This window comes from Klebsiella sp. PK01 (assembly GCF_057624675.1).
Genome location: NZ_JBYEZM010000005.1, coordinates 470461 through 495511 on the forward strand (window position 1 = coordinate 470461; position 25051 = coordinate 495511).

Annotated in this window: 37 protein-coding genes; 30 read left to right on the top strand and 7 right to left on the bottom strand. The window is 53.1% G+C overall.

Features of this window, described 5'->3' with window-relative positions:
* Positions 1–3: 3 nt before the first annotated feature.
* Complete coding sequence (gene crp / locus AC22LX_RS18480) at positions 4–636, bottom strand: cAMP-activated global transcriptional regulator CRP (RefSeq protein WP_000242758.1); 633 nt, start codon at positions 634–636, stop codon at positions 4–6.
* Between the two features lie 304 nt (positions 637–940).
* Between crp and AC22LX_RS18485 the strand changes: the two genes are divergently transcribed.
* Entirely contained in the window at positions 941–1345 is a 405-nt protein-coding gene (locus AC22LX_RS18485) for an OsmC family protein (RefSeq protein ID WP_015703648.1), read from the top strand.
* A gap of 62 nt (positions 1346–1407) precedes the next feature.
* Here AC22LX_RS18485 and AC22LX_RS18490 read toward each other — a convergent pair whose 3' ends face one another.
* From AC22LX_RS18490 to AC22LX_RS18505, 4 genes are all read right to left on the bottom strand, one after another.
* Positions 1408–2277, bottom strand: coding sequence for a phosphoribulokinase (locus tag AC22LX_RS18490; RefSeq protein WP_015369404.1), 870 nt, complete (start codon positions 2275–2277; stop codon positions 1408–1410).
* 72 nt (positions 2278–2349) lie between these two features.
* Positions 2350–2568 carry a YheU family protein gene (locus tag AC22LX_RS18495; RefSeq protein ID WP_015369405.1) on the bottom strand — a complete coding sequence of 73 codons (219 nt, stop codon included), beginning with the start codon at positions 2566–2568 and terminating at the stop codon, positions 2350–2352.
* Positions 2565–3587: a hydrolase gene (locus AC22LX_RS18500; RefSeq protein WP_045375901.1), complete on the bottom strand. Its 1023-nt coding sequence runs from the start codon at positions 3585–3587 to the stop codon at positions 2565–2567. The genes AC22LX_RS18495 and AC22LX_RS18500 overlap by 4 nt, the downstream gene beginning before the upstream one ends.
* Before the next feature lie 209 nt (positions 3588–3796).
* Positions 3797–5701, bottom strand: coding sequence for an ABC transporter ATP-binding protein (locus tag AC22LX_RS18505; protein ID WP_487334131.1), 1905 nt, complete (start codon positions 5699–5701; stop codon positions 3797–3799).
* 173 nt (positions 5702–5874) lie between these two features.
* Here AC22LX_RS18505 and kefG point away from each other — a divergent pair, with 173 nt between their 5' ends.
* The 4 genes from kefG to slyD all read left to right on the top strand — a co-directional run bounded on the left by kefG (position 5875) and on the right by slyD (position 9129).
* Positions 5875–6438 (top strand): glutathione-regulated potassium-efflux system ancillary protein KefG, encoded by a 564-nt coding sequence (gene kefG, locus AC22LX_RS18510; protein WP_047065853.1) that lies wholly within the window; start codon positions 5875–5877, stop codon positions 6436–6438.
* Positions 6425–8230, top strand: coding sequence for a glutathione-regulated potassium-efflux system protein KefB (gene kefB / locus AC22LX_RS18515; protein WP_015369409.1), 1806 nt, complete (start codon positions 6425–6427; stop codon positions 8228–8230). Before kefG ends, kefB begins: the two co-directional genes overlap by 14 nt.
* A 13-nt stretch (positions 8231–8243) precedes the next feature.
* Positions 8244–8444 carry a YheV family putative zinc ribbon protein gene (locus tag AC22LX_RS18520; RefSeq protein ID WP_004106389.1) on the top strand — a complete coding sequence of 67 codons (201 nt, stop codon included), beginning with the start codon at positions 8244–8246 and terminating at the stop codon, positions 8442–8444.
* A 94-nt stretch (positions 8445–8538) separates the two neighbouring features.
* On the top strand, positions 8539–9129 hold the full coding sequence (gene slyD, locus AC22LX_RS18525; protein WP_015369410.1) for a peptidylprolyl isomerase: 591 nt from the start codon (positions 8539–8541) through the stop codon (positions 9127–9129).
* Between the two features lie 58 nt (positions 9130–9187).
* Here slyD and AC22LX_RS18530 read toward each other — a convergent pair whose 3' ends face one another.
* On the bottom strand, positions 9188–9406 hold the full coding sequence (locus tag AC22LX_RS18530) for a protein SlyX (protein ID WP_015369411.1): 219 nt from the start codon (positions 9404–9406) through the stop codon (positions 9188–9190).
* A gap of 221 nt (positions 9407–9627) precedes the next feature.
* Here AC22LX_RS18530 and fkpA point away from each other — a divergent pair, with 221 nt between their 5' ends.
* The 11 genes from fkpA to bfr all read left to right on the top strand — a co-directional run bounded on the left by fkpA (position 9628) and on the right by bfr (position 17831).
* Complete coding sequence (gene fkpA / locus AC22LX_RS18535; RefSeq protein ID WP_487334132.1) at positions 9628–10446, top strand: FKBP-type peptidyl-prolyl cis-trans isomerase; 819 nt, start codon at positions 9628–9630, stop codon at positions 10444–10446.
* Positions 10447–10612: 166 nt separating this feature from the next.
* A complete protein-coding gene (locus tag AC22LX_RS18540; RefSeq protein WP_004868391.1) occupies positions 10613–11335 on the top strand; it encodes a helix-turn-helix transcriptional regulator in 723 nt (240 codons plus the stop codon).
* Positions 11335–11721 (top strand): sulfurtransferase complex subunit TusD, encoded by a 387-nt coding sequence (tusD, locus tag AC22LX_RS18545; RefSeq protein ID WP_487334133.1) that lies wholly within the window; start codon positions 11335–11337, stop codon positions 11719–11721. The genes AC22LX_RS18540 and tusD overlap by 1 nt, the downstream gene beginning before the upstream one ends.
* Positions 11721–12080: a sulfurtransferase complex subunit TusC gene (tusC, locus tag AC22LX_RS18550; protein WP_045394885.1), complete on the top strand. Its 360-nt coding sequence runs from the start codon at positions 11721–11723 to the stop codon at positions 12078–12080. Before tusD ends, tusC begins: the two co-directional genes overlap by 1 nt.
* Positions 12081–12087: 7 nt before the next feature.
* Positions 12088–12375 (top strand): sulfurtransferase complex subunit TusB, encoded by a 288-nt coding sequence (gene tusB, locus AC22LX_RS18555; protein WP_045394886.1) that lies wholly within the window; start codon positions 12088–12090, stop codon positions 12373–12375.
* Positions 12376–12499: 124 nt separating this feature from the next.
* Positions 12500–12874, top strand: a complete 375-nt coding sequence (gene rpsL, locus AC22LX_RS18560; protein WP_000246815.1) for a 30S ribosomal protein S12 — start codon at positions 12500–12502, stop codon at positions 12872–12874.
* 95 nt (positions 12875–12969) lie between these two features.
* Positions 12970–13440 carry a 30S ribosomal protein S7 gene (gene rpsG / locus AC22LX_RS18565; RefSeq protein WP_015369416.1) on the top strand — a complete coding sequence of 157 codons (471 nt, stop codon included), beginning with the start codon at positions 12970–12972 and terminating at the stop codon, positions 13438–13440.
* A gap of 96 nt (positions 13441–13536) precedes the next feature.
* Positions 13537–15651 (top strand): elongation factor G, encoded by a 2115-nt coding sequence (fusA, locus tag AC22LX_RS18570; protein ID WP_045375915.1) that lies wholly within the window; start codon positions 13537–13539, stop codon positions 15649–15651.
* 69 nt (positions 15652–15720) lie between these two features.
* On the top strand, positions 15721–16905 hold the full coding sequence (tuf, locus tag AC22LX_RS18575) for an elongation factor Tu (protein ID WP_015369418.1): 1185 nt from the start codon (positions 15721–15723) through the stop codon (positions 16903–16905).
* 180 nt (positions 16906–17085) lie between these two features.
* Positions 17086–17280 (top strand): bacterioferritin-associated ferredoxin, encoded by a 195-nt coding sequence (gene bfd / locus AC22LX_RS18580; protein ID WP_015369419.1) that lies wholly within the window; start codon positions 17086–17088, stop codon positions 17278–17280.
* Between the two features lie 74 nt (positions 17281–17354).
* The gene (gene bfr / locus AC22LX_RS18585) at positions 17355–17831 is read left to right on the top strand and encodes a bacterioferritin (RefSeq protein ID WP_015369420.1); all 477 of its coding nucleotides are present in this window, start codon (positions 17355–17357) and stop codon (positions 17829–17831) included.
* Here the strand turns inward: bfr and AC22LX_RS18590 are convergent.
* Positions 17815–18297 carry a prepilin peptidase gene (locus AC22LX_RS18590; protein WP_487334134.1) on the bottom strand — a complete coding sequence of 161 codons (483 nt, stop codon included), beginning with the start codon at positions 18295–18297 and terminating at the stop codon, positions 17815–17817. The two genes, bfr and AC22LX_RS18590, sit on opposite strands and share 17 nt — an antisense overlap.
* Positions 18298–18673: 376 nt before the next feature.
* On the opposite strand from AC22LX_RS18590, the gene rpsJ reads away from it, so the two are divergent.
* The 14 genes from rpsJ to rplE all read left to right on the top strand — a co-directional run bounded on the left by rpsJ (position 18674) and on the right by rplE (position 25042).
* A complete protein-coding gene (gene rpsJ / locus AC22LX_RS18595; protein WP_001181005.1) occupies positions 18674–18985 on the top strand; it encodes a 30S ribosomal protein S10 in 312 nt (103 codons plus the stop codon).
* Positions 18986–19017: 32 nt separating this feature from the next.
* Positions 19018–19647 carry a 50S ribosomal protein L3 gene (gene rplC, locus AC22LX_RS18600; protein ID WP_003031117.1) on the top strand — a complete coding sequence of 210 codons (630 nt, stop codon included), beginning with the start codon at positions 19018–19020 and terminating at the stop codon, positions 19645–19647.
* A 10-nt stretch (positions 19648–19657) separates the two neighbouring features.
* Positions 19658–20263: a 50S ribosomal protein L4 gene (gene rplD / locus AC22LX_RS18605; protein WP_000424395.1), complete on the top strand. Its 606-nt coding sequence runs from the start codon at positions 19658–19660 to the stop codon at positions 20261–20263.
* Positions 20260–20562 carry a 50S ribosomal protein L23 gene (rplW, locus tag AC22LX_RS18610; protein WP_000617546.1) on the top strand — a complete coding sequence of 101 codons (303 nt, stop codon included), beginning with the start codon at positions 20260–20262 and terminating at the stop codon, positions 20560–20562. The genes rplD and rplW overlap by 4 nt, the downstream gene beginning before the upstream one ends.
* A gap of 17 nt (positions 20563–20579) precedes the next feature.
* Positions 20580–21401, top strand: a complete 822-nt coding sequence (gene rplB, locus AC22LX_RS18615; RefSeq protein WP_015369423.1) for a 50S ribosomal protein L2 — start codon at positions 20580–20582, stop codon at positions 21399–21401.
* 16 nt (positions 21402–21417) lie between these two features.
* Entirely contained in the window at positions 21418–21696 is a 279-nt protein-coding gene (gene rpsS / locus AC22LX_RS18620; RefSeq protein WP_001138115.1) for a 30S ribosomal protein S19, read from the top strand.
* A 14-nt stretch (positions 21697–21710) separates the two neighbouring features.
* A complete protein-coding gene (gene rplV / locus AC22LX_RS18625; RefSeq protein ID WP_002919773.1) occupies positions 21711–22043 on the top strand; it encodes a 50S ribosomal protein L22 in 333 nt (110 codons plus the stop codon).
* Between the two features lie 17 nt (positions 22044–22060).
* Complete coding sequence (gene rpsC / locus AC22LX_RS18630) at positions 22061–22759, top strand: 30S ribosomal protein S3 (RefSeq protein ID WP_002919766.1); 699 nt, start codon at positions 22061–22063, stop codon at positions 22757–22759.
* A 12-nt stretch (positions 22760–22771) separates the two neighbouring features.
* Positions 22772–23182 (top strand): 50S ribosomal protein L16, encoded by a 411-nt coding sequence (gene rplP, locus AC22LX_RS18635; RefSeq protein ID WP_002919759.1) that lies wholly within the window; start codon positions 22772–22774, stop codon positions 23180–23182.
* The gene (rpmC, locus tag AC22LX_RS18640; protein ID WP_002919754.1) at positions 23182–23373 is read left to right on the top strand and encodes a 50S ribosomal protein L29; all 192 of its coding nucleotides are present in this window, start codon (positions 23182–23184) and stop codon (positions 23371–23373) included. Before rplP ends, rpmC begins: the two co-directional genes overlap by 1 nt.
* Entirely contained in the window at positions 23373–23627 is a 255-nt protein-coding gene (gene rpsQ, locus AC22LX_RS18645; RefSeq protein WP_002438707.1) for a 30S ribosomal protein S17, read from the top strand. Before rpmC ends, rpsQ begins: the two co-directional genes overlap by 1 nt.
* A gap of 164 nt (positions 23628–23791) precedes the next feature.
* On the top strand, positions 23792–24163 hold the full coding sequence (gene rplN, locus AC22LX_RS18650; RefSeq protein ID WP_000613954.1) for a 50S ribosomal protein L14: 372 nt from the start codon (positions 23792–23794) through the stop codon (positions 24161–24163).
* A gap of 10 nt (positions 24164–24173) precedes the next feature.
* A complete protein-coding gene (gene rplX, locus AC22LX_RS18655; RefSeq protein WP_015369424.1) occupies positions 24174–24488 on the top strand; it encodes a 50S ribosomal protein L24 in 315 nt (104 codons plus the stop codon).
* A 14-nt stretch (positions 24489–24502) separates the two neighbouring features.
* The gene (gene rplE, locus AC22LX_RS18660; protein WP_003031123.1) at positions 24503–25042 is read left to right on the top strand and encodes a 50S ribosomal protein L5; all 540 of its coding nucleotides are present in this window, start codon (positions 24503–24505) and stop codon (positions 25040–25042) included.
* Positions 25043–25051 lie beyond the last annotated feature (9 nt).

A 25051-nucleotide genomic window follows, 5' to 3' on the forward strand; every position in this document is an offset into this window, starting at 1 on the left:
GACTTAACGGGTACCGTAGACGACGATAGTTTTACCGTGTGCGGAGATCAGATTTTGATCTTCCAGCATCTTCAGAATACGGCCAACCGTCTCACGAGAACAGCCGACGATCTGGCCAATTTCCTGGCGGGTGATTTTGATCTGCATCCCGTCCGGGTGGGTCATGGCATCAGGCTGTTTCGCCAGATTCAGTAAGGTCTGAGCGATACGGCCCGTCACGTCGAGGAAAGCAAGGTTACCGACTTTCTCGGAAGTGACCTGCAGACGACGCGCCATCTGCGAAGAGAGGCGCATCAGGATGTCCGGGTTCACCTGGATTAACTGACGGAATTTTTTGTAAGAGATCTCGGCCACTTCACATGCGGTTTTCGCACGTACCCAGGCACTACGTTCCTGACCTTCTTCAAACAGGCCTAATTCACCGATGAAATCGCCCTGGTTGAGGTAAGAGAGGATCATCTCTTTACCTTCTTCATCCTTGATGAGTACAGCCACGGAGCCTTTTACGATGTAGTAAAGCGTTTCCGCTTTCTCACCCTGGTGAATCAGCGTGCTCTTTGATGGGTACTTATGAATGTGGCAATGAGACAAGAACCATTCAAGGGTAGGGTCTGTTTGCGGTTTGCCAAGCACCATGCGCGGTTATCCTCTGTTATAAGCTATCTCCGGACGCCGACACTACACGGCATCCGGGCATGCAATCGTATTTTTCCCTATGCCTGGGAAGCTGGCTGCTCAATTTATGCAGCCTGTAATGTGAACTCCTCAGCATACATGCGGTACATCAATGTATTACTGTAGCATCCAGACTGTTTTAGCATAGCTTTCACCGCATGTCTCCTGGTGTCTCGCTTCAGCATGACCCAGGTCGCCTTCCGTTGCGAGATTTGTTATGTGCGCGTAATCTGTCAGGAAAATTGCAACAGCGGAGTTAAATTTTATGCAAGCGCGTGTGAAATGGGTGGAAGGTCTAACCTTCATCGGTGAGTCGGCCTCCGGCCACCAGATTTTAATGGATGGCAACTCCGGGGACAAAGCGCCCAGCCCGATGGAAATGGTGCTGATGGCGGCGGGCGGCTGTAGCGCAATTGACGTGGTGTCTATCCTGCAAAAAGGGCGTCAAAACGTCACCAACTGCGAAGTGAAGCTGACCTCTGAACGCCGTGAAGAGGCGCCGCGCCTGTTCACCCATATCAATCTGCACTTTATCGTCACCGGTAAAGAGCTGAAGGATGCGGCGGTGTCCCGTGCGGTGGATTTATCCGCGGAGAAGTACTGCTCGGTGGCGCTGATGCTGGAAAAGGCCGTCAACATCACCCACTCTTACGAAGTGATCGAAGCCTGAGACGAATTGACGTAGCGGGACACTAACCCCGGCAGCACGGCGACCGGGGTTTTATTTTGCCCTTAACTAATGGTTTTGCCTTCCATCAAGCGCTCGACCAGCGGCGCCATAATGAGCTCCATCGCCAGCCCCATCTTACCGCCTGGCACCACCAGGGTGTTCATATGCGAGATAAACGACCCCTGTAGCATCGCCAACAGCCAGGGGTAATCAATCCCCTGCAAATTGCGAAAGTGAATCACCACGAAGCTTTCGTCGAGCGATGGAATGCCTTTGGCGGCAAACGGATTCGAGGTATCGACCGTCGGCACACGCTGGAAGTTGATATGGGTGCGTGAGAACTGCGGGGTGATGAAATTGATATAGTCTTCCATCGAACGCACCACCGAGTCCATCACCGCTTCGCGCGAATGGCCGCGTTCGCTGGTATCGCGAATGAGCTTCTGGATCCATTCAAGGTTGACGATCGGCACCACGCCGACCAGCAGGTCGACATGTTTCGCCACGTCATGCTGCGGCGTCACCACGCCGCCGTGCAGCCCTTCATAAAACAACACGTCGGTCGGTTCAGGCAGCGGTTGCCATGGGGTAAAGGTGCCGGGAACCTGATTCCAGGGAACCGCTTCATCGTAGGTATGGAGGTATTTGCGCGACTGGCCCTTGCCGAATTCGCCGTACTCTAAAAAGGTGCGTTCAAGCAGGCTGAAGTCATTGGCTTCCGGGCCAAAGTAGCTGATGTGTTTGCCCTGATCGCGCGCCTTGCGGATCGCCATGTCCATTTCCGGGCGAGTATAGCGATGGAAGCTATCCCCTTCGACCTCCGCGGCATGCAGGTTCAGTTGCGAGAAAATTTTGCGAAACGCGAGGCTGGTGGTGGTGGTGCCCGCGCCGCTGGAGCCCGTGACTGCGATCACTGGATGTTTGGCAGACATAACAACTCCCTGATTAAGTGATGGTGTGTCGCCGTATCGCGCCAGGCACTCGCGGTTAGAGGGGCATGGCGCTTAGCCGTTAAACATCTTGCGGGGCATGATGTTGACCGTCTCGTGCAGTTCTGACCACACCAGCACGGCCTCCCCGGTTTTAAGCTGCTGTTTTACATCGGCGACTTTATCGGCAAGCGAACGTTCATGTTCACCATAATCGGTGCCTTCGCGCAACACAAAGCTTTCAATCAGATTATCCAGCGTTTCGGGATCGAGATCCTGCCAGGGAATAATCATGCTTGTCCTCCCAGCCAGCGGGTTAACCAATCCGGAATACGTTGCTCCAGCCACATTTGCGGTTTTCGCAGCGTACCGCCGACAAAGCCAACGTGGCCGCCCTGTTCCGTGAGCTGATATTCGACGTTAGCCGGCAGTTGTTCCTGCGGCGGAATTGAATGATGGTCCATAAACGGATCGTCTTTCGCGTGAATGATCAGCGTCGGCTTGGTGATATCGCTTAAGCGCGGCATCGCGCTGCACTGTCGGTAATAGTCTAGCGCATCGGCGAAACCGTGGATTTTGGCGGTGATCATGTCGTCGAATTCGCGGATGCGGCGCATGCTTTTAAGCTGGCGAAGATCGACCGGCAGCGAGCCTGGATAGGCTTTCAGCTTGCGCGCGGCGTTGGCTTTCAGCAGGTTGAGCAGGTAACGCTGATAGACGCGCGAAAATCCTTTGTCCATATGGTAGCTGCAGGCTTCCAGCATAAAGGGCGCCGAGACAATGACGGCTGCATCGAGCGGAATATTGTCGCCTTCTTTCGCCAGCAGACAGCCCAGCATGTTGCCGCCAAGCGAATAGCCTACCGCCGCCGTCGGCGCGGCGCCGAACTCGCGCTGCAGCCAGTGCAGGAACCAGGTACCGTCTTCCGTTTCGCCAGAGTGATAAATACGACTGTTGCGATTCGGCTCGCCGCTGCAACCGCGAAAATGCATCACCACCCCGAGCCAGCCGCGCTGCATGGCGGCGTGAATCAAACCGTGGGCGTAAGGGCTGTGCAGGCTGCCTTCCAGACCGTGAAAGACCACCAGTCGCGGTTTGTGGCGCGCGCCGGCGGGGTCTTCGCTCCAGGCCAGATCGACGAAATCGCCATCCGGCAGCTCAAGGCGTTGCCAGTGCGGCGTAAATCGGAGCTTGCGGCGGATGATCCGCGGCAGCATGGTTTGCAGATGACGATTGCCCACGCCGCGCATCGGATGGAATTCACGCGAGTCGTTATCGGGGGGCGTCACTGCTGTCGGGGTTATTTCAACCATAGTACCAGGATTATTAAGAAACTTTTAGAACACTATACCGCGCATAAAAGTGGGCGGTTAGCCAATATGTGGTCTTGCGGGTAATCGGTATAGATTACATGAAAATGACTCAAGAGAATGGCTGAGCGATGAATTTCGGAAAGTCTCCCGGGATGCCTAAGCAGAAAGTCCCGACGATGAATTTTCTCTCACCGCCGGGCGGTTACTCATTAACTTTCCTGCAGCATCCGCTCCAGCTGTTCCTGCGCGTCGAGCCACGCCATCTCACACTCTTCGAGCCCTGATTTGGCGCTCGCCTGCTGCTGCAGGCATGCGGTTAATTCCGCTTTGCGCGAGGCGTCATACAACTCGCTGTCGCCCAGTTTCTCTTCCGCCTGCGCCAGCTGCGCGTTGAGTTTATCCATCTCTTTTTCCAGACGGGCAATCTCTTTACGCAGCGGTTGCGTTTGCGTACGCAGTTCGGCTTCGCGGCGTTTTTGATCCTTACGCGCCTGCGCGCTGTTGCCGTTATCCTTTGGCGCTTCAGAAGTCTGGTTTTCCTGCTTCTGCGAATCGCTCAGCCACTGCTGATAATCTTCCAGATCGCCATCAAAAGGTTCGACTTTACCGTCGTGCACGAGATACAGATCGTCAGTGGTGGAGCGGATCAGGTGGCGATCGTGCGAGACCACGACCAGCGCCCCTTCGAAGTCGATCAGCGCTTCGGTCAAGGCCTGGCGCATATCAAGATCAAGGTGGTTGGTCGGTTCATCGAGCAGCAGCAGGTTAGGGCGCTGCCAGACGATTAACGCCAGCACCAGACGCGCTTTTTCGCCGCCGGAGAAACGGCGGGTCTCTTCGCTGACTTTATCCCCCTGGAATCCAAAGCCGCCGAGGTAGTCGCGCAATTTTTGTTCCAGCTCCTGCGGCGCCAGGCGGGCCAGATGCTGTATCGGCGACTCATCGGCGCGCAGGAATTCGAGCTGATGCTGGGCGAAGTAACCGAGCTTAATGCCCTTAGCCAGGCCAATTTCACCGGACAGCGGCTGTAGTTCGCCGGCCAGCAGCTTAATCAGCGTTGATTTACCGGCGCCGTTGCGCCCCAGCAGACCGATACGCGAACCGGGTACCAGATTCAGCTTGATGGAGTCGAGAATAATTCGTTCGCCGTAGCCGGCGCTGACTTTCTCCATCTTGAGTAACGGGTTCGGTAGACTTTCCGGCGCGCGGAAGCTGAAGTGGAACGGGTTATCGACGTGCGCCGGGGCGATAAGCTCCATACGCTCAAGCATTTTGATACGGCTCTGCGCCTGCTTCGCTTTGGTGGCTTTGGCGCGGAAACGGTCGATGTAGCTCTGCAAGTGGGCTACGCGCTGCTGCTGGCTTTCATACATGGCCTGCTGCTGCGACAGACGGGTCGCGCGCTGGATTTCAAACGAGCTGTAGTTACCGGTGTATTCGAACATCGTTTGCTGTTCGATATGAATAATTTTATCGACGATCGGATCGAGGAAATCACGATCGTGGGAAATCAGGATCAGCGTACCGTTATAGCCCTTTAGCCACTTTTCCAGCCAGATCACCGCATCAAGATCGAGGTGGTTGGTCGGTTCGTCGAGCAGCAGCAGATCGGAACGGCAGATCAGCGCCTGCGCGAGGTTTAAGCGCATACGCCAGCCGCCGGAGAAATCACTGACCGGCCGATCGAGCTGTTCGTTACTGAATCCAAGGCCGTGCAGCAGGCTGGCGGCGCGGGAACGAATCGTCCAGGCGTCAATCGCATCCAGCTTACCGTGGACGGTGGCGATGGCATGGCCGTCGTCGCGCTCATTGGCCTGCTGTAAATCGGCTTCCAGCTTGCGGAACTCGCGATCGCCATCAATAACATAATCAATAGCCGGCTGCGGCAGGGCCGGCGTTTCCTGATTAACCCACGCCAGCTGCCAGTTGCTCGGGAAGGTCATGGAGCCGCCGTCGGCGCTTATCTCGTTTTTCAAAAGCGAAAGCAACGTAGATTTACCGCAGCCGTTTTTACCTACCAGACCGACCTTCTGGCCAGGATTGATGGTGGCGGTGGCGTTGTCCAGCAGGACGCGTACGCCGCGACGAATTTGTAACGAGGAGAAAACAATCATAAGGCGCCGTATGTTCAGACTATGTTAATTTGTCTTTATGATAATGTAGTGTGGAAGCGAAACGCTCCATTGGGCCGCAATGGTAGCCCAAAATGAAGACGATAGACAAAGTCATTCTGGTTGCGTCGAGACGCAGCCGCTTCGCAAGCCGCCAGATGACGTTCGGGAGGGGAATGATGTCTCAGACAGCGAAAGTGTTGCTGCTGTATGCCCACCCAGAATCTCAGGATTCCGTGGCCAACCGGGTGTTGCTTGAACCGGCTTTACAGTTGCCGAATGTCACCGTGCACGATCTTTATGCGCACTATCCAGATTTTTTTATTGATATCGCCCATGAGCAGGATCTCCTGCGTCAGCATCAGGTGATTGTGTTCCAACATCCGCTGTATACGTGGAGCTGCCCGGCATTGTTGAAAGAGTGGCTGGACCGGGTGCTGAGCCGCGGCTTCGCCAGCGGCGCGGGAGGAAATCAACTGGCGGGAAAGTACTGGCGTAGCGTGATCACCACCGGCGAGCCGGAGAGCGCTTACCGCCGCGATGCTAACCGCTATCCGATGAACGATATTCTGCGCCCTTTTGAGTTAACGGCCGGCATGTGCCGCATGCACTGGCTGAGTCCGATTATTGTCTACTGGGCGCGCCGACAGCGGCCGGAAGATTTGCAAAGCCACGCCCGCGCGTACCGCGATTGGCTCGCGAATCCTGTTGCAACAGGAGGCGCCAATGGCGGGAGCTGATTTGCTATTAGCAGGGGTACTGTTTTTGTTTGCCGCCGTGGTGGCGGTTCCGCTGGCGGCCCGGCTGGGTATTGGCGCCGTACTCGGTTACCTGCTGGCCGGGATTGCGATTGGCCCGTGGGGGCTCGGGTTTATTAGCGATGTGGATGAAATTCTTCACTTTTCCGAGCTGGGCGTCGTGTTTCTCATGTTTATCATCGGCCTTGAGCTCAACCCCGCCAAACTGTGGCAACTGCGCAACTCAATATTCGGGGTCGGCGCGGCGCAGGTGTTGTTTAGCGCGGCGATCCTCGGCGGATTGCTGGTGGTCACCGGGTTTTCGTGGCAGGCGGCCGTAGTGGGCGGTATTGGTCTGGCGATGTCCTCTACCGCGATGGCGCTGCAGCTGATGCGCGAGAAAGGAATGAGCCGTAACGAATCCGGCCAGCTGGGTTTTTCAGTTCTGTTATTTCAGGATTTAGCGGTGATCCCGGCGCTGGCGCTGGTCCCGCTGCTCGCCGGACACGGCGACGATAACTTCAACTGGATGTCGGTAGGGATGAAGGTGCTGGCATTCGCCGGCATGCTGATTGGCGGCCGTTTTCTGCTGCGCCCGGTATTCCGCTTTATCGCTGGTTCCGGCGTGCGTGAGGTCTTCACCGCCGCCACGCTGCTGCTGGTGCTGGGTTCCGCGCTGTTTATGGACGCCCTGGGGCTGTCGATGGCGCTGGGGACGTTTATCGCCGGCGTGCTGCTGGCGGAAAGCGAATATCGCCACGAGCTGGAAATCGCTATTGAGCCGTTTAAAGGCCTGCTGCTGGGGCTGTTTTTTATCTCCGTCGGTATGGCGCTGAATCTTGGCGTGCTATATACCCATCTGTTGTGGGTCGCGCTGAGCGTCGCCGCGCTGGTGGCGGTTAAAGCGTTGGTGCTTTATGTATTGGCCCGGCTATATGGTTTGCGCAGCTCCGAGCGCACGCAGTTCGCCGGCGTATTGAGCCAGGGCGGCGAGTTCGCCTTTGTTCTCTTTTCCATGCCGGCTTCGCAGAAGCTGTTCCATAACGATCAAATGGCGCTGCTGCTGGTTACCGTAACCTTATCGATGATGACCACGCCGCTCCTGATGAAGGTCATTGATAAAGTGTTGTCACGACGGCTTAACCCGGCGGAGGATACCGATGAGGCGCCGTGGGTCGAGGATGATAAGCCACAGGTGATTATCGTCGGCTTCGGGCGTTTTGGTCAGGTGATTGGGCGCCTGCTGATGGCCAATAAAATGCGTATTACCGTGCTTGAACGCGATATCAGCGCGGTCAACCTGATGCGCAAATATGGCTACAAAGTCTATTTCGGCGATGCGACGCAGCTTGAGCTGCTGCGCTCGGCGGGGGCGGAAGAGGCGCAGTCTATCGTGATTACCTGCAACGAGCCGGAAGATACCATGAAGCTGGTGGAGATGTGCCAACAGCATTTTCCCCACCTGCATATTCTGGCGCGAGCGCGGGGGCGCGTAGAGGCGCATGAGCTATTACAGGCCGGCGTGACGCAGTTCTCGCGTGAAACCTTCTCCAGCGCCCTGGAATTGGGGCGCAAGGCGCTGGTGACTCTGGGAATGCATCCGCATCAGGCGCAGCGCGCGCAGTTACACTTTCGACGCCTCGATATGCGAATGCTTCGCGAGTTAATGCCGGTGCATACTGATACCGTACAGATATCCCGCGTGCGGGAAGCCCGGCGCGAGCTGGAAGAGATTTTTGAGCGTGAGATGCAGAAAGAAAGCCGGCAGCTGGACGGCTGGGACGAGTTTGAATAAAAGGTAGAGCAAAATGGCGGTACGTAAACGTTTTATTGCCGGCGCAAAATGTCCGGCGTGCCAGGCACAGGATTCACTGGCGATGTGGCGCGAGAATAATGTCGATATTGTTGAGTGTGTTAAGTGCGGACATCAGATGCGCGAGGCCGATAAAGAGGTCCGCGAACACGTTCGCAAAGAAGAGCAAGTGATCGGCATTTTTCATCCGGACTAGCGTTATCTGTCGGCTTTTTTTAAGCTAGAGGGTACACGGCTGCAGAATTCCGCTACAATCTGCGCCACTATTCTTCCCATGCTCAGGAGATATCATGAAAGTAGCAAAAGACCTGGTGGTCAGCCTGGCCTATCAGGTACGTACAGAAGACGGTGTGTTGGTTGATGAGTCTCCGGTGAGTGCGCCGCTGGACTACCTGCATGGTCACGGTTCCCTGATTTCCGGCCTGGAAAACGCATTAAACGGCCACGAAGTGGGCGACAAATTTGATGTCGAAGTCGGCGCGAATGACGCGTACGGCCAGTATGACGAAAACCTGGTTCAGCGCGTTCCTAAAGACGTCTTCATGGGCGTTGACGAACTGCAGGTTGGCATGCGCTTCCTGGCTGAAACCGACCAGGGTCCGGTACCGGTAGAAATCACCGAAGTCGGCGACGATTTCGTGGTGGTTGACGGCAACCACATGCTGGCTGGCCAGAATCTGAAGTTCAACGTAGAAGTTGTCGCCCTGCGCGAAGCCACTGCAGAAGAGCTGGAGCACGGTCACGTACACGGCGCTCATGGCCACGATCACGATCATGACCACGGTCATGACGGTTGCTGCGGCGGCCACGGCCACGATCATGGTCACGACCATGAACACGGCAAAGGTGGTTGCGGTAACGGCGGTTGCGGTTGCCACTAATGGCGTCGCGTTCGCGCGAATAGCCAAAAAAAGCGGGGAGACCCGCTTTTTTTACGTCTCAATAATGCGGAGGCGGTGTCTCTTCAGACTGTGACGCGATGTGCGACGGCTGCGTCGCTTTCAGTTTTTCGATCATCAAGCGCATATGTTCGCGCATTTTGGCCATTTCTATTTCATGCGCCGTGACGGTTTTGTTGAGGTCCTCGATGGTGATCTCCTGAAACGCCAGTCGGCTTTCCAGTTCCGCCAGACGCGTCTCCATTGTGCTATCGTTCATAGGTCGCCTCTTCTGTCTTGTTTGCGGGCGGATTCTACTCAAGTTTCCGCGTTAACGCAGCATCGTAACGTCAGAGAGGAAACTAATTCATACAAAAATAGTCTGAAATGAGGCGATATTCAGGTAGGTCCGTATGTAGATTTGTTCTGCAACGTTCTATAGTACGTTTTTTGCTTTTTATGATAACCCTGGGGTGAGATGCCCCGGCCCTGGAGAAATGGATGAAATCACTGTTTAAAGTAACGCTGCTGGCGACCACGATGGCCGTTGCCCTGAATGCACCGCTGACCTTTGCTGCCGATACCGCAGCAAAAGCCGCACCGGCGGCGGACAGCAAATCGGCATTTAAAAATGACGATCAAAAATCCGCTTATGCGCTGGGTGCATCCCTCGGCCGTTACATGGAAAACTCCCTGAAAGAACAAGAGAAGCTGGGTATCAAACTGGATAAAGACCAGCTGATCGCCGGCGTGCAGGATGCGTTTGCCGATAAGAGCAAACTGTCCGACAAAGAAATTGAAACCACTCTGCAGTCCTTTGAGACCCGCGTGAAAACCGCCGCTCAGCAGAAGATGGAAAAAGATGCGACCGAGAACGATGCCAAAGGCAAAGCGTTCCGTGACGCCTTCGCTAAAGAGAAGGACGTGAAAACTTCTAAATCCGGCCTGATGTATAAAGTCGAGAAAGCCGGTACCGGCGATGCGCCGAAAGACAGCGATACCGTCGTGGTGAACTACAAAGGTACGCTGATCGATGGTAAAGAGTTCGACAACTCTTACACCCGCGGCGAGCCGCTCTCTTTCCGTCTTGATGGCGTTATCCCGGGCTGGACCGAAGGCCTGAAAAACATCAAAAAAGGCGGCAAAATCAAGCTGGTCATCCCACCGGATCTGGCTTACGGCAAAACTGGCGTTCCGGGTATCCCGGCTAACTCTACGCTGGTATTCGATGTAGAACTGCTGGACATCAAACCGGCTCCGAAGGCTGATGCTAAGCCAGAAGCCGCTGCCGAAGCACCGGCTGCAGACGCTAAGAAGTAATCTGCCATAAGCCGCCGCCTTCAGGGGCGGCGGCTTTTTTATTGGCAGCAGATATAATTAAAACTGGAAAATTCCTCAGGCGCTGTATTACTTTAGATAGCTTAATAATGATGATGAGCCTGCCCTGACGATAACGACAGGCTCCTGAAAAGGAGTGCTTTTTTACATGTCCAGGTCGCTTTTAACCAACGAAACCAGCGAGCTTGACCTGCTGGATCAACGTCCTTTCGACCAGACCGACTTCGATATCCTAAAATCCTATGAAGCGGTGGTGGACGGGTTAGCGATGCTCATTGGCTCCCACTGTGAAATCGTGCTGCACTCACTGCAGGATTTAAAATGCTCCGCTATTCGTATCGCTAACGGTGAACACACCGGCCGCCAAATTGGCTCGCCGATTACCGATCTGGCGTTACGTATGCTGCACGATATGACGGGAGCGGATAGCAGCGTATCGAAGTGCTATTTTACCCGCGCGAAAAGCGGCGTGCTGATGAAATCGGTGACTATCGCCATACGTAACCGCGAACATCGGGTGATTGGTCTGCTTTGTATCAACATGAACCTCGATGTCCCGTTCTCGCAGATTATGAGCACTTTCATTCCGCCGGAAACGCCGGAAGTCAACTCGCAGGTCAACTTCGCCTCGTCGGTAGATGACCTGGTCGCACAAACGCTGGAGTTCACCATTGAAGAGGTGAATGCCGATCGCAACGTGTCGAATAACGCGAAAAACCGCCAAATCGTGTTGAATCTTTACGAGAAAGGCATCTTCGATATCAAAGATGCGATTAACCAGGTAGCCGATCGCCTGAATATCTCTAAACACACGGTGTACCTCTACATCCGCCAGTTTAAAAGCGGTGATTTCCAGGGACTCGATAAGTAATGCGTTTTGCCATCACGGTAACCGGGCCTGCCTACGGTACTCAGCAGGCCAGTAGCGCGTGGCAGTTTGCGCAGGCGGTTATTAACGCAGGGCATGAACTGGCCTGCGTGTTTTTCTATCGCGAAGGAGTCTACAACGCCAATCAGCTGACGGCCCCTGCCAGCGATGAGGTAGACCTGGTGCGTCACTGGCAGCGCCTGCATGATGAACATGCCGTTGCGCTGCACATTTGCGTGGCAGCCGCGCTACGCCGCGGCGTGACCGATGAATGCGAAGCGCAGCAGCTTGGTTTGCCGGCGCAGAATCTGCAGCCGGGATTCACCTTAAGCGGACTAGGCGCGCTGGCTGAAGCGTCGTTAACCTGCGATAGAATGGTGCAGTTCTGATGAAACGCGTGGCCTTCGTATTTTCTTCCGCGCCGCACGGCAGCGCAGCCGGCAGGGAAGGGCTGGACGCCTTACTGGCGACCTCGGCGCTTACCGATGATCTCGGCGTCTTCTTTGTCGGCGACGGCGTGTTTCAGATTATCCCTGGCCAGCAGCCGGGAAAAATCCTCGCCCGTGATTATATCGCCACCTTCAAGCTGTTATCGCTGTATGACATCGAACAGTGTTGGCTATGCGCGGCGTCTGCCCGCGAACGCGGTCTGGCCGCCGATACGCCGTGGGTGGTGGATGCAGAAAGCCTCGAGCCAGAAGCGCTGCGCGCCCGGCTTGACGAGTTCAACGTGATTCTACGATTCTGAGGCCCAGATGCTCCATACTCTAAGCGTCTCTCCCTGGCACGCCGATATCGATGCGATGCTGCGTCTGGTGAAGCCAGGTGACGATCTGCTGCTGCTCTCCGATGGCGTGGTCGCGGCGATTGACGGCGGCCGTTTCCTTGAAATCCTGCAATCCGCCCCCATAACCCTACATGCTCTGCAAGACGATATCGAAGCCCGCGGGCTGGCTGGTCAAATTGCGGACAGTGTCGTCAGGGTTGACTATACTGATTTCGTCAGTCTTACGGTCAAACATGAAGGTCAGTTGGCCTGGTAATGGCGGGATCGTTGTATATTTCTTGACACCTTTTCGGCACCGCCCTAAAATTCTGCGTCCTCATATTATATGAGGCGATTTATTACGTGTTTACGAAGCAAAAGCTAAAACCAGGAGCTATTTAATGGCAACAGTTAACCAGCTGGTACGCAAACCACGCGCGCGCAAAGTTGCAAAGAGCAACGTGCCGGCGCTGGAAGCCTGCCCGCAGAAACGTGGCGTATGTACTCGCGTATATACCACCACTCCTAAGAAACCGAACTCCGCACTGCGTAAAGTTTGCCGTGTGCGTCTGACTAACGGTTTCGAAGTCACCTCCTACATCGGTGGTGAAGGTCACAACCTGCAGGAGCACTCCGTGATCCTGATCCGTGGCGGTCGTGTTAAAGACCTTCCGGGTGTTCGTTACCACACCGTTCGTGGTGCGCTTGACTGCTCCGGCGTTAAAGACCGTAAGCAGGCTCGCTCCAAGTACGGCGTGAAGCGTCCTAAGGCTTAATGGTTCTCCGTTAAGTAAGGCCAAACGTTTTATATTAATGTCAAACTAAACTCTTTGAGTTTTGGACAATCCTGAATTAACAACGGAGTATTTCCATGCCACGTCGTCGCGTCATTGGTCAGCGTAAAATTCTGCCGGATCCGAAGTTCGGATCAGAACTGCTGGCTAAATTTGTAAATATCCTGATGGTAGATGGTAAAAAATCTACTGCAGAAACTATCGTATACAGCGCGCTGGAGACCCTGGCTCAGCGCTCTGGTAAAACTGAACTGGAAGCCTTCGAAGTTGCGCTCGAAAACGTGCGCCCGACTGTCGAAGTTAAGTCCCGCCGCGTAGGTGGTTCTACTTATCAGGTTCCAGTTGAAGTACGTCCGGTTCGTCGTAATGCCCTGGCAATGCGTTGGATCGTTGAAGCTGCTCGTAAACGCGGTGATAAATCCATGGCTCTGCGCCTGGCGAACGAACTCACTGACGCTGCAGACAACAAAGGTACTGCAGTTAAGAAACGTGAAGACGTTCACCGTATGGCCGAAGCCAACAAGGCGTTCGCACACTACCGTTGGTAATCCCTTCGGAGTCATAGTCACCAGGCGGGCGTTTCAGATGAGTCGCCCGCTCTGGATAACTTAACTGAACGCCTAAAGAAATAAACGAGGAATCAAATGGCTCGTACAACACCCATCGCACGCTACCGTAACATCGGTATCAGTGCGCACATCGACGCCGGTAAAACCACTACTACCGAACGTATTCTGTTCTACACCGGTGTAAACCACAAAATCGGTGAAGTTCATGACGGCGCCGCTACCATGGACTGGATGGAGCAGGAGCAGGAACGTGGTATCACCATCACTTCCGCTGCGACTACTGCATTCTGGTCTGGTATGGCTAAACAGTATGAACCGCACCGTGTAAACATCATCGACACCCCGGGGCACGTTGACTTCACTATCGAAGTAGAACGTTCCATGCGTGTTCTTGATGGTGCGGTAATGGTTTACTGCGCAGTTGGTGGTGTTCAGCCGCAGTCTGAAACCGTATGGCGTCAGGCAAACAAATATAAAGTTCCGCGCATTGCGTTCGTTAACAAAATGGACCGCATGGGTGCGAACTTCCTGAAAGTTGTTGGTCAGATCAAAACCCGTCTGGGCGCGAACCCGGTTCCGCTGCAGTTGGCAATTGGTGCTGAAGAAGGTTTCACCGGTGTTGTTGACTTGGTGAAAATGAAAGCCATCAACTGGAACGATGCAGACCAGGGCGTTACCTTCGAATACGAAGATATCCCGGCTGACATGCAGGACCTGGCTGACGAATGGCACCAGAACCTGATCGAGTCCGCTGCGGAAGCTTCCGAAGAGCTGATGGAAAAATACCTGGGTGGTGAAGAACTGACTGAAGAAGAGATCAAAAAAGCTCTGCGTCAGCGCGTTCTGAACAACGAAATCATCCTGGTAACCTGCGGTTCTGCGTTCAAGAACAAAGGTGTTCAGGCGATGCTGGATGCGGTAATTGATTACCTGCCATCCCCGGTTGATGTTCCGGCAATCAACGGCATCCTGGACGACGGTAAAGATACCCCGGCTGAGCGTCACGCAAGCGACGACGAGCCGTTCTCTGCACTGGCGTTCAAAATCGCTACCGACCCGTTTGTTGGTAACCTGACCTTCTTCCGTGTGTACTCCGGTGTGGTTAACTCTGGTGATACCGTACTGAACTCCGTGAAAGCTGCACGTGAGCGTTTCGGTCGTATCGTTCAGATGCACGCTAACAAACGTGAAGAGATCAAAGAAGTTCGCGCGGGCGATATCGCTGCCGCTATCGGTCTGAAAGACGTAACCACTGGTGACACCCTGTGTGACCCGGATGCGCCGATCATTCTGGAGCGTATGGAATTCCCTGAGCCGGTAATCTCCATCGCCGTTGAGCCGAAAACCAAAGCTGACCAGGAAAAAATGGGTCTGGCTCTGGGTCGTCTGGCTAAAGAAGACCCGTCATTCCGCGTATGGACTGACGAAGAGTCTAACCAGACCATCATCGCCGGTATGGGTGAGCTGCACCTCGACATCATCGTTGACCGTATGAAGCGTGAATTCAACGTTGAAGCGAACGTCGGTAAACCTCAGGTTGCTTACCGCGAAGCGATTCGCCAGAAAGTTACCGATGTTGAAGGTAAACACGCCAAGCAGTCTGGTGGTCGTGGTCAGTACGGTCACGTTGTGATCGACATGTACCCGCTGGAGCCGGGCTCTAACCCGAAAGGTTACGAGTTCATCAACGACATTAAAGGTGGTGTAATCCCTGGCGAATACATCCCGGCCGTTGATAAAGGCATCCAGGAACAGCTGAAAGCTGGTCCGCTGGCTGGTTACCCGGTAGTTGATATGGGTATCCGTCTGCACTTCGGTTCTTACCACGACGTTGACTCCTCTGAGCTGGCGTTTAAACTGGCCGCTTCTATCGCCTTTAAAGAAGGCTTTAAGAAAGCGAAACCAGTTCTGCTTGAGCCGATCATGAAGGTTGAAGTAGAAACTCCGGAAGAGAACACCGGTGACGTAATCGGTGACTTGAGCCGTCGTCGCGGCATGCTGCGCGGTCAAGAATCTGAAGTAACTGGCGTTAAGATCCACGCTGAAGTTCCGCTGTCTGAAATGTTCGGATATGCAACTCAGCTGCGTTCTCTGACCAAAGGTCGTGCATCATACACCATGGAATTCCTGAAGTATGATGATGCGCCGAACAACGTTGCTCAGGCCGTTATTGAAGCCCGTGGTAAATAATCCACAGGATTAAAACCTAAGTCCCGTGCTCTCTCCTGAGGGGAGAGCACTATAGTAAGGAATATAGCCGTGTCTAAAGAAAAATTTGAACGTACAAAACCGCACGTCAACGTTGGTACTATCGGCCACGTCGACCATGGTAAAACTACTCTGACCGCTGCAATCACCACCGTACTGGCTAAAACCTACGGCGGTGCTGCTCGCGCATTCGACCAGATCGATAACGCGCCGGAAGAAAAAGCTCGTGGTATCACCATCAACACTTCTCACGTTGAATATGACACCCCGACTCGCCACTACGCACACGTAGACTGCCCGGGCCACGCCGACTATGTTAAAAACATGATCACCGGTGCTGCTCAGATGGATGGCGCGATCCTGGTTGTTGCTGCGACTGACGGCCCGATGCCGCAGACTCGTGAGCACATCCTGCTGGGTCGTCAGGTAGGCGTTCCGTACATCATCGTGTTCCTGAACAAATGCGACATGGTTGATGACGAAGAGCTGCTGGAACTGGTTGAGATGGAAGTTCGTGAACTGCTGTCTCAGTACGATTTCCCGGGCGACGACACTCCGATCGTTCGTGGTTCTGCTCTGAAAGCGCTGGAAGGCGACGCAGAGTGGGAAGCGAAAATCATCGAACTGGCTGGCTTCCTGGATTCTTACATCCCGGAACCAGAGCGTGCGATTGACAAGCCGTTCCTGCTGCCGATCGAAGACGTATTCTCCATCTCCGGTCGTGGTACCGTTGTTACCGGTCGTGTAGAGCGCGGTATCATCAAAGTTGGTGAAGAAGTTGAAATCGTTGGTATCAAAGAAACCGCGAAAACCACCTGTACTGGCGTTGAAATGTTCCGCAAACTGCTGGACGAAGGCCGTGCTGGTGAGAACGTAGGTGTTCTGCTGCGTGGTATCAAACGTGAAGAAATCGAACGTGGTCAGGTACTGGCTAAGCCGGGCAGCATCAAGCCGCACACCAAGTTCGAATCTGAAGTGTACATCCTGTCCAAAGACGAAGGCGGCCGTCATACTCCGTTCTTCAAAGGCTACCGTCCGCAGTTCTACTTCCGTACTACTGACGTGACTGGTACCATCGAACTGCCGGAAGGCGTAGAGATGGTAATGCCGGGCGACAACATCAAAATGGTTGTTACCCTGATCCACCCGATCGCGATGGACGACGGTCTGCGTTTCGCAATCCGTGAAGGCGGCCGTACCGTTGGCGCGGGCGTTGTAGCTAAAGTTCTGGGCTAATTCGTTAGCTTTGAATTAAAAAGGGCGCTTCGGCGCCCTTTTTGCTGTCTGTGATTTGGTGATAAGCCAGGTTGGTTTAAATATTCATAAAGTGCGCCGCTACGGATAATTAATAAACAGTCTATTGTAATCATAACTATTCTCATTTAAACTTTGTGCATAAATTGAACGGGAGTTTATATGTACGTTTGTTTGTGCAATGGCGTTAGCGATAAAAAAATCCGCCAGGTTGTGCGTCAATTTCAACCGCAATCTTTTCAACAATTACGCAAGTTTATTCCCGTTGGAAATCAATGCGGTAAGTGCGTCCGCGCGGCACGCGAAGTGATGGAAGATGAATTAACCAGCATGCCGGAATTCAAAGAAATCGCCTGATCGCGACCCTTCTCTTTTTGACATCCTTATAGCCCGGACTACGCTTCAATAAGTGGAAGCGGAGGGACTTTATAATGAAAGGTGATGTCAAAATCATAAGTTATCTCAATAAATTATTGGGAAACGAACTGGTTGCTATTAACCAGTATTTTCTTCATGCAAGAATGTTCAAGAACTGGGGCCTGATGCGCCTCAACGATATTGAATATCATGAATCTATCGATGAGATGAAACACGCCGATAAGTACATCGAGCGTATTTTGTTTCTTGAAGGGCTGCCTAACCTGCAGGATCTTGGCAAACTTGGCATCGGTGAGGATGTCGAAGAGATGCTGCAGTCTGACTTACGGCTGGAGCTCGAAGGTGCGCAAAACCTGCGTGAGGCAATCGCCTATGCCGACAGCGTTCATGATTATGTCAGTCGCGATATGATGATTGAAATCCTTGCCGATGAGGAAGGCCATATTGACTGGCTGGAAACCGAGTTAGATCTGATCGGTAAAATCGGTCTGCAAAATTACCTTCAATCGCAGATCAAAGTGTCAGACTAGCGAACGTCTGCCACCCGCACCAAAAACCCGCTGCAGTCAGAAATGGCCCAAACGGCAGCGGGTTGTTCAAATCCCATCGTTGTTGCTTCCTCCTCCTGACCAACGCCAATGTCATCCATGTCATCCCGGCAAACAGCGAGGCGACCAATACCAGCTGTGGCAACTTTTGCCAACCGTGCCAGGCGCCGAGGGCGGCAAGATATTTAACGTCGCCGTATCCTAATCCCTCATAGCTGCGAAACATGCGATATAGCCAATAGAGCAGGGCAAAAAAAAGATAGCCGGCAATAGCCCCCCAGACGGCATCTTCTAGCCGCTGCGGCGCAAGACACAGGTAAAAAACTAAACCACTCCACAGCAGCGGGCAGGTGAGACTGTCGGGAAGAAGACCGTGAAGCAGGTCCTGCCAGCACAACGCCAGGGTTAATGCACAGTAGCAAACTAAGAAGGGGAGGACGGTAAGCATGGAACACTCCTGTTCGGGGATAATGCGCTCACTTTGCTTATCGTCGCGCGTTTGCGCAAAGCGCATTTGTGCAAGATGGAAGGCTTATTCCTGACTTATTTATCGTGTTATTGCATTGCTGAGCGCCTGCGCGAGAAGACGCGCAAATTGTGGTGATGATTTTCTAATCAGCACTTGCGTCGCGCCTGAATTTGCGTATAATGCGCGGGCCTGTCAAAATTGACGGCCGGTTCGATATGAGCCCTGGTAGCGCAGTTTGCTACCTAACAATGTTCCCAATCGGGGAACTCTGTAAGAACGGTTACACTCTCCCATCAATCGTAATGGGTATGAGGAGTAATCATTTCGTCTATAAAATAATTGGAGCTCTGGTCTCATGCAGAACCAAAGAATCCGTATCCGCCTTAAAGCGTTTGATCATCGTCTGATCGATCAATCAACCGCGGAAATCGTCGAGACTGCTAAGCGCACTGGTGCGCAAGTCCGTGGTCCGATCCCGCTGCCGACCCGCAAAGAGCGTTTCACCGTTCTGATCTCTCCGCACGTCAACAAAGATGCGCGTGATCAGTACGAGATTCGTACTCACAAGCGTCTGGTTGACATCGTTGAGCCAACTGAAAAAACCGTTGATGCTCTGATGCGTCTGGACCTGGCTGCCGGTGTAGACGTGCAGATCAGCCTGGGTTAATCAGGTCATCGAGCGATTGAGAGGTTGATACAATGATTGGTTTAGTCGGTAAAAAAGTGGGTATGACCCGCATCTTCACTGAAGATGGCGTCTCTATCCCAGTAACCGTTATCGAAGTTGAAGCAAACCGCGTTACTCAGGTCAAAGATCTGGCTAACGATGGCTATCGCGCTGTTCAGGTTACCACTGGTGCTAAAAAAGCTAACCGTGTAACTAAGCCGGAAGCTGGTCACTTTGCTAAAGCTGGCGTAGAAGCTGGCCGCGGCCTGTGGGAGTTCCGTCTGGCAGATGGTGAAGAATACACCGTTGGTCAGAACATTAGCGTTGAACTGTTTGCTGACGTTAAAAAAGTTGACGTAACCGGTACCTCTAAAGGTAAAGGTTTCGCTGGTACCGTTAAGCGCTGGAACTTCCGTACCCAGGACGCTACCCACGGTAACTCCTTGTCTCACCGCGTTCCGGGTTCTATCGGTCAGAACCAGACTCCGGGCAAAGTGTTCAAAGGCAAGAAAATGGCAGGTCAGCTGGGCAACGAACGCGTTACTGTTCAGAGCCTGGACGTAGTACGTGTTGACGCTGAGCGCAACCTGCTGCTGGTTAAAGGTGGTGTTCCGGGTGCAACCGGCTGCGACCTGATCGTTAAACCAGCTGTGAAGGCGTAAGGGGATAGCAATGGAATTAGTATTGAAAGACGCGCAGAGCGCGCTGACTGTTTCCGAAACTACCTTCGGTCGTGATTTCAACGAAGCGCTGGTTCACCAGGTTGTTGTTGCTTATGCAGCTGGTGCGCGTCAGGGTACTCGTGCTCAGAAGACTCGTGCTGAAGTAACTGGTTCAGGCAAAAAGCCATGGCGCCAGAAAGGTACCGGCCGTGCGCGTTCAGGTTCTATCAAGAGCCCGATCTGGCGTTCCGGTGGCGTAACCTTCGCTGCTCGTCCGCAGGACCACAGTCAAAAAGTTAACAAGAAGATGTACCGCGGCGCGCTGAAAAGCATTCTGTCCGAACTGGTACGTCAGGATCGTCTGATCGTTGTCGAGAAGTTCTCTGTAGAAGCGCCTAAAACTAAGCTGCTGGCTCAGAAACTGAAAGACATGGCTCTGGAAGATGTGCTGATCATCACCGGTGAGCTGGACGAGAACCTGTTCCTGGCCGCACGTAACCTGCACAAGGTTGACGTACGCGATGCGACTGGTATCGACCCGGTTAGCCTGATCGCCTTCGACAAAGTCGTAATGACTGCTGATGCTGTTAAGCAAGTTGAGGAGATGCTGGCATGATTCGTGAAGAACGTCTGCTGAAGGTGCTGCGCGCACCGCACGTTTCTGAAAAAGCGTCTACTGCGATGGAAAAAACCAACACCATCGTTCTCAAAGTTGCTAAAGACGCGACCAAAGCAGAAATCAAAGCTGCTGTGCAGAAACTGTTTGAAGTCGAAGTCGAAGTCGTTAACACCCTGGTAGTTAAAGGGAAAGTTAAACGTCACGGACAGCGTATCGGTCGTCGTAGCGACTGGAAAAAAGCTTACGTCACCCTGAAGGAAGGCCAGAATCTGGACTTCGTCGGCGGCGCTGAGTAAGTCGGAGGAGTAATACAATGGCAGTTGTTAAATGTAAACCGACATCTCCGGGTCGTCGCCACGTTGTTAAAGTGGTCAACCCAGAGCTGCACAAGGGCAAACCTTTTGCTCCGCTGGTTGAAAAAAACAGCAAATCCGGCGGTCGTAACAACAATGGCCGTATCACCACTCGTCATATCGGTGGTGGTCACAAGCAGGCTTACCGTATTGTTGACTTCAAACGCAACAAAGATGGTATCCCGGCAGTTGTTGAACGTCTTGAGTACGATCCGAACCGTTCCGCGAACATCGCGCTGGTTCTGTACAAAGACGGTGAGCGCCGTTACATTCTGGCCCCGAAAGGCCTGAAAGCTGGCGACCAGATTCAGTCTGGCGTTGATGCTGCAATCAAAGCAGGCAACACCCTGCCGATGCGCAATATCCCGGTTGGTTCTACCGTTCATAACGTAGAAATGAAACCAGGTAAAGGCGGTCAGCTGGCTCGTTCCGCTGGTACTTACGTTCAGATCGTTGCTCGTGACGGTGCTTATGTCACCCTGCGTCTGCGTTCTGGTGAAATGCGTAAAGTCGAAGCAGACTGCCGCGCTACTCTGGGCGAAGTTGGCAATGCTGAGCATATGCTGCGCGTTCTGGGTAAAGCAGGTGCTGCACGCTGGCGTGGTGTTCGTCCTACCGTTCGCGGTACTGCGATGAACCCAGTCGATCACCCACATGGTGGTGGTGAAGGTCGTAACTTTGGTAAGCACCCGGTATCCCCGTGGGGCCTGCAGACCAAAGGTAAGAAGACCCGCAGCAACAAGCGTACTGATAAATTCATCGTACGTCGCCGTAGCAAATAATTTTAGAGGATAAGCCATGCCACGTTCTCTCAAGAAAGGTCCTTTTATTGACCTGCACTTGCTGAAGAAGGTAGAGAAAGCGGTGGAAAGCGGAGACAAGAAGCCCCTGCGCACTTGGTCCCGTCGTTCAACGATCTTTCCTAACATGATCGGTTTGACCATCGCTGTCCATAATGGTCGTCAGCACGTTCCAGTCTTTGTTTCCGACGAAATGGTTGGTCACAAACTGGGTGAATTCGCACCGACTCGTACTTATCGCGGCCACGCTGCTGATAAAAAAGCGAAGAAGAAATAAGGTAGGAGGAAGAGATGGAAACTTTAGCTCAACATCGCCATGCTCGTTCTTCTGCTCAGAAGGTTCGCCTTGTAGCTGACCTGATTCGCGGTAAGAAAGTGTCGCAGGCCCTGGATATTCTGACCTACACCAACAAAAAAGCTGCTGTACTGGTCAAGAAGGTACTGGAATCTGCCATTGCTAACGCTGAACACAACGATGGCGCTGACATTGATGATCTGAAAGTTGCGAAAATTTTCGTAGACGAAGGCCCGAGCATGAAGCGCATTATGCCGCGTGCTAAAGGTCGTGCAGATCGCATCCTGAAGCGCACCAGCCACATCACTGTGGTTGTGTCCGATCGCTGAGACTCTGGAGACTAGCAATGGGTCAGAAAGTACATCCTAATGGTATTCGCCTGGGTATTGTCAAACCATGGAACTCTACCTGGTTCGCGAACACCAAAGAATTCGCTGACAACCTGGACAGCGATTTTAAAGTACGTCAGTTCTTAACTAAAGAGCTGGCTAAAGCGTCTGTATCTCGCATCGTTATCGAGCGTCCGGCTAAGAGCATCCGTGTGACCATTCACACTGCTCGCCCGGGTATCGTTATCGGTAAGAAAGGCGAAGACGTAGAAAAACTGCGCAAGGTCGTAGCGGATATCGCTGGCGTTCCTGCACAGATCAATATTGCCGAAGTTCGTAAGCCTGAACTGGACGCTAAATTGGTTGCTGACAGCATCACTTCTCAGCTGGAACGTCGCGTTATGTTCCGTCGTGCTATGAAGCGTGCTGTACAGAACGCAATGCGTCTGGGCGCTAAAGGTATCAAAGTTGAAGTTAGCGGCCGTCTGGGCGGCGCGGAAATCGCACGTACCGAATGGTACCGTGAAGGTCGCGTACCGCTGCACACTCTGCGTGCTGACATCGACTACAACACCTCTGAAGCGCACACCACTTACGGTGTAATCGGCGTTAAGGTATGGATCTTCAAAGGTGAGATCCTGGGTGGTATGGCTGCTGTTGAACAACCGGAACCGGCTGCTCAACCTAAAAAGCAGCAGCGTAAAGGCCGTAAATAAGGAGCGTCGCTGATGTTACAACCAAAGCGTACAAAATTCCGTAAAGTGCACAAAGGCCGCAACCGTGGTCTGGCGCAGGGTACGGATGTTAGCTTCGGCACTTTCGGTCTGAAAGCTGTTGGCCGTGGTCGTCTGACTGCACGTCAGATCGAAGCAGCACGTCGTGCTATGACCCGTGCAGTTAAGCGTCAAGGTAAGATCTGGATCCGTGTATTCCCGGACAAACCGATCACCGAGAAGCCGCTGGAAGTTCGTATGGGTAAAGGTAAAGGTAACGTGGAGTACTGGGTTGCCTTGATTCAGCCGGGTAAAGTCCTTTATGAAATGGACGGCGTACCGGAAGAGCTGGCCCGTGAAGCATTCGGCCTGGCAGCAGCGAAACTGCCGATCAAAACCACCTTTGTAACTAAGACGGTGATGTAATGAAAGCAAAAGAGCTGCGTGAAAAAAGCGTTGAAGAGCTGAACGCTGAGCTGCTGAACCTGCTGCGTGAGCAGTTCAACCTGCGTATGCAGGCTGCAAGTGGCCAGCTGCAACAGACTCATCTGCTGAAGCAAGTGCGTCGTGATGTTGCACGCGTTAAGACTTTACTGACTCAGAAGGCGGGTGCGTAATGACCGATAAAATCCGTACTCTGCAAGGTCGCGTAGTTAGCGACAAAATGGAGAAATCCATTGTTGTTGCTATCGAACGTTTTGTGAAACACCCGATCTACGGTAAATTCATCAAACGTACGACCAAACTGCACGTACATGACGAGAACAACGAATGTGGTATCGGCGACAAGGTTGAAATCCGTGAATGCCGTCCACTGTCCAAGACTAAGTCCTGGACGCTGGTTCGCGTTGTAGAGAAAGCGGTTCTGTAATAGAGTACGCATTCTCAATACGAATAAACGGCTCAGCGATGGGCCGTTTATTTTTTCTACCCATATTGCAGAAGCGGTGTTATAATGCCGCGCCCTCGATATGGGGCTTTTTAACGACCCAGCTTTTGGGTCCCAGTAGTAGTTGACATTAGCGGAGCACTAAAATGATCCAAGAACAGACTATGCTGAACGTCGCCGACAACTCCGGTGCACGTCGCGTAATGTGTATCAAGGTTCTGGGTGGCTCGCACCGTCGCTACGCAGGCGTAGGCGACATCATCAAGATCACCATCAAAGAAGCAATTCCGCGTGGTAAGGTCAAGAAAGGTGATGTGCTGAAGGCGGTAGTGGTGCGCACCAAGAAGGGTGTTCGTCGCCCGGACGGTTCTGTCATTCGCTTCGATGGTAATGCATGCGTTATTTTAAACAATAACAGCGAGCAACCTATCGGTACGCGTATTTTTGGGCCGGTAACTCGTGAACTTCGTAACGAGAAGTTCATGAAAATTATCTCTCTGGCACCAGAAGTACTCTAAGGAGCGAATCATGGCAGCGAAAATCCGTCGTGATGACGAAGTTATCGTGTTAACCGGTAAAGATAAAGGTAAACGCGGTAAAGTTAAAAATGTCCTGTCTTCCGGCAAGGTCATTGTTGAAGGTATCAACCTGGTTAAGAAACATCAGAAGCCGGTTCCGGCCCTGAACCAACCAGGCGGCATCGTAGAGAAAGAAGCAGCTATTCAAGTCTCTAACCTTGCTATCTTCAACGCGGCAACCGGCAAGGCTGACCGTGTAGGCTTTAGATTCGAAGACGGCAAAAAAGTCCGTTTCTTCAAATCTAATAGCGAAACTATCAAGTAATTTGGAGTAGTACGATGGCGAAACTGCATGATTACTACAAAGACGAAGTAGTCGCTAAACTCATGACTGAGTTTAACTACAATTCTGTCATGCAAGTCCCTCGGGTCGAGAAGATCACCCTGAACATGGGTGTTGGTGAAGCGATCGCTGACAAGAAACTGCTGGATAACGCAGCAGCTGACCTGACAGCAATCTCCGGTCAAAAACCGCTGATCACCAAAGCACGCAAATCAGTTGCAGGCTTCAAAATCCGTCAGGGCTATCCGATCGGCTGTAAAGTAACTCTGCGCGGCGAGCGCATGTGGGAGTTCTTTGAGCGCCTGATCACTATTGCTGTACCGCGTATCCGTGACTTCCGTGGCTTGTCCGCTAAGTCTTTCGACGGTCGTGGTAACTACAGCATGGGTGTCCGTGAGCAGATCATCTTCCCAGAAATCGACTACGATAAAGTCGACCGCGTTCGTGGTTTGGATATTACCATTACCACTACTGCGAAATCTGATGAAGAAGGCCGCGCTCTGCTGGCTGCCTTTGACTTCCCGTTCCGCAAGTAAGGTAGGGTT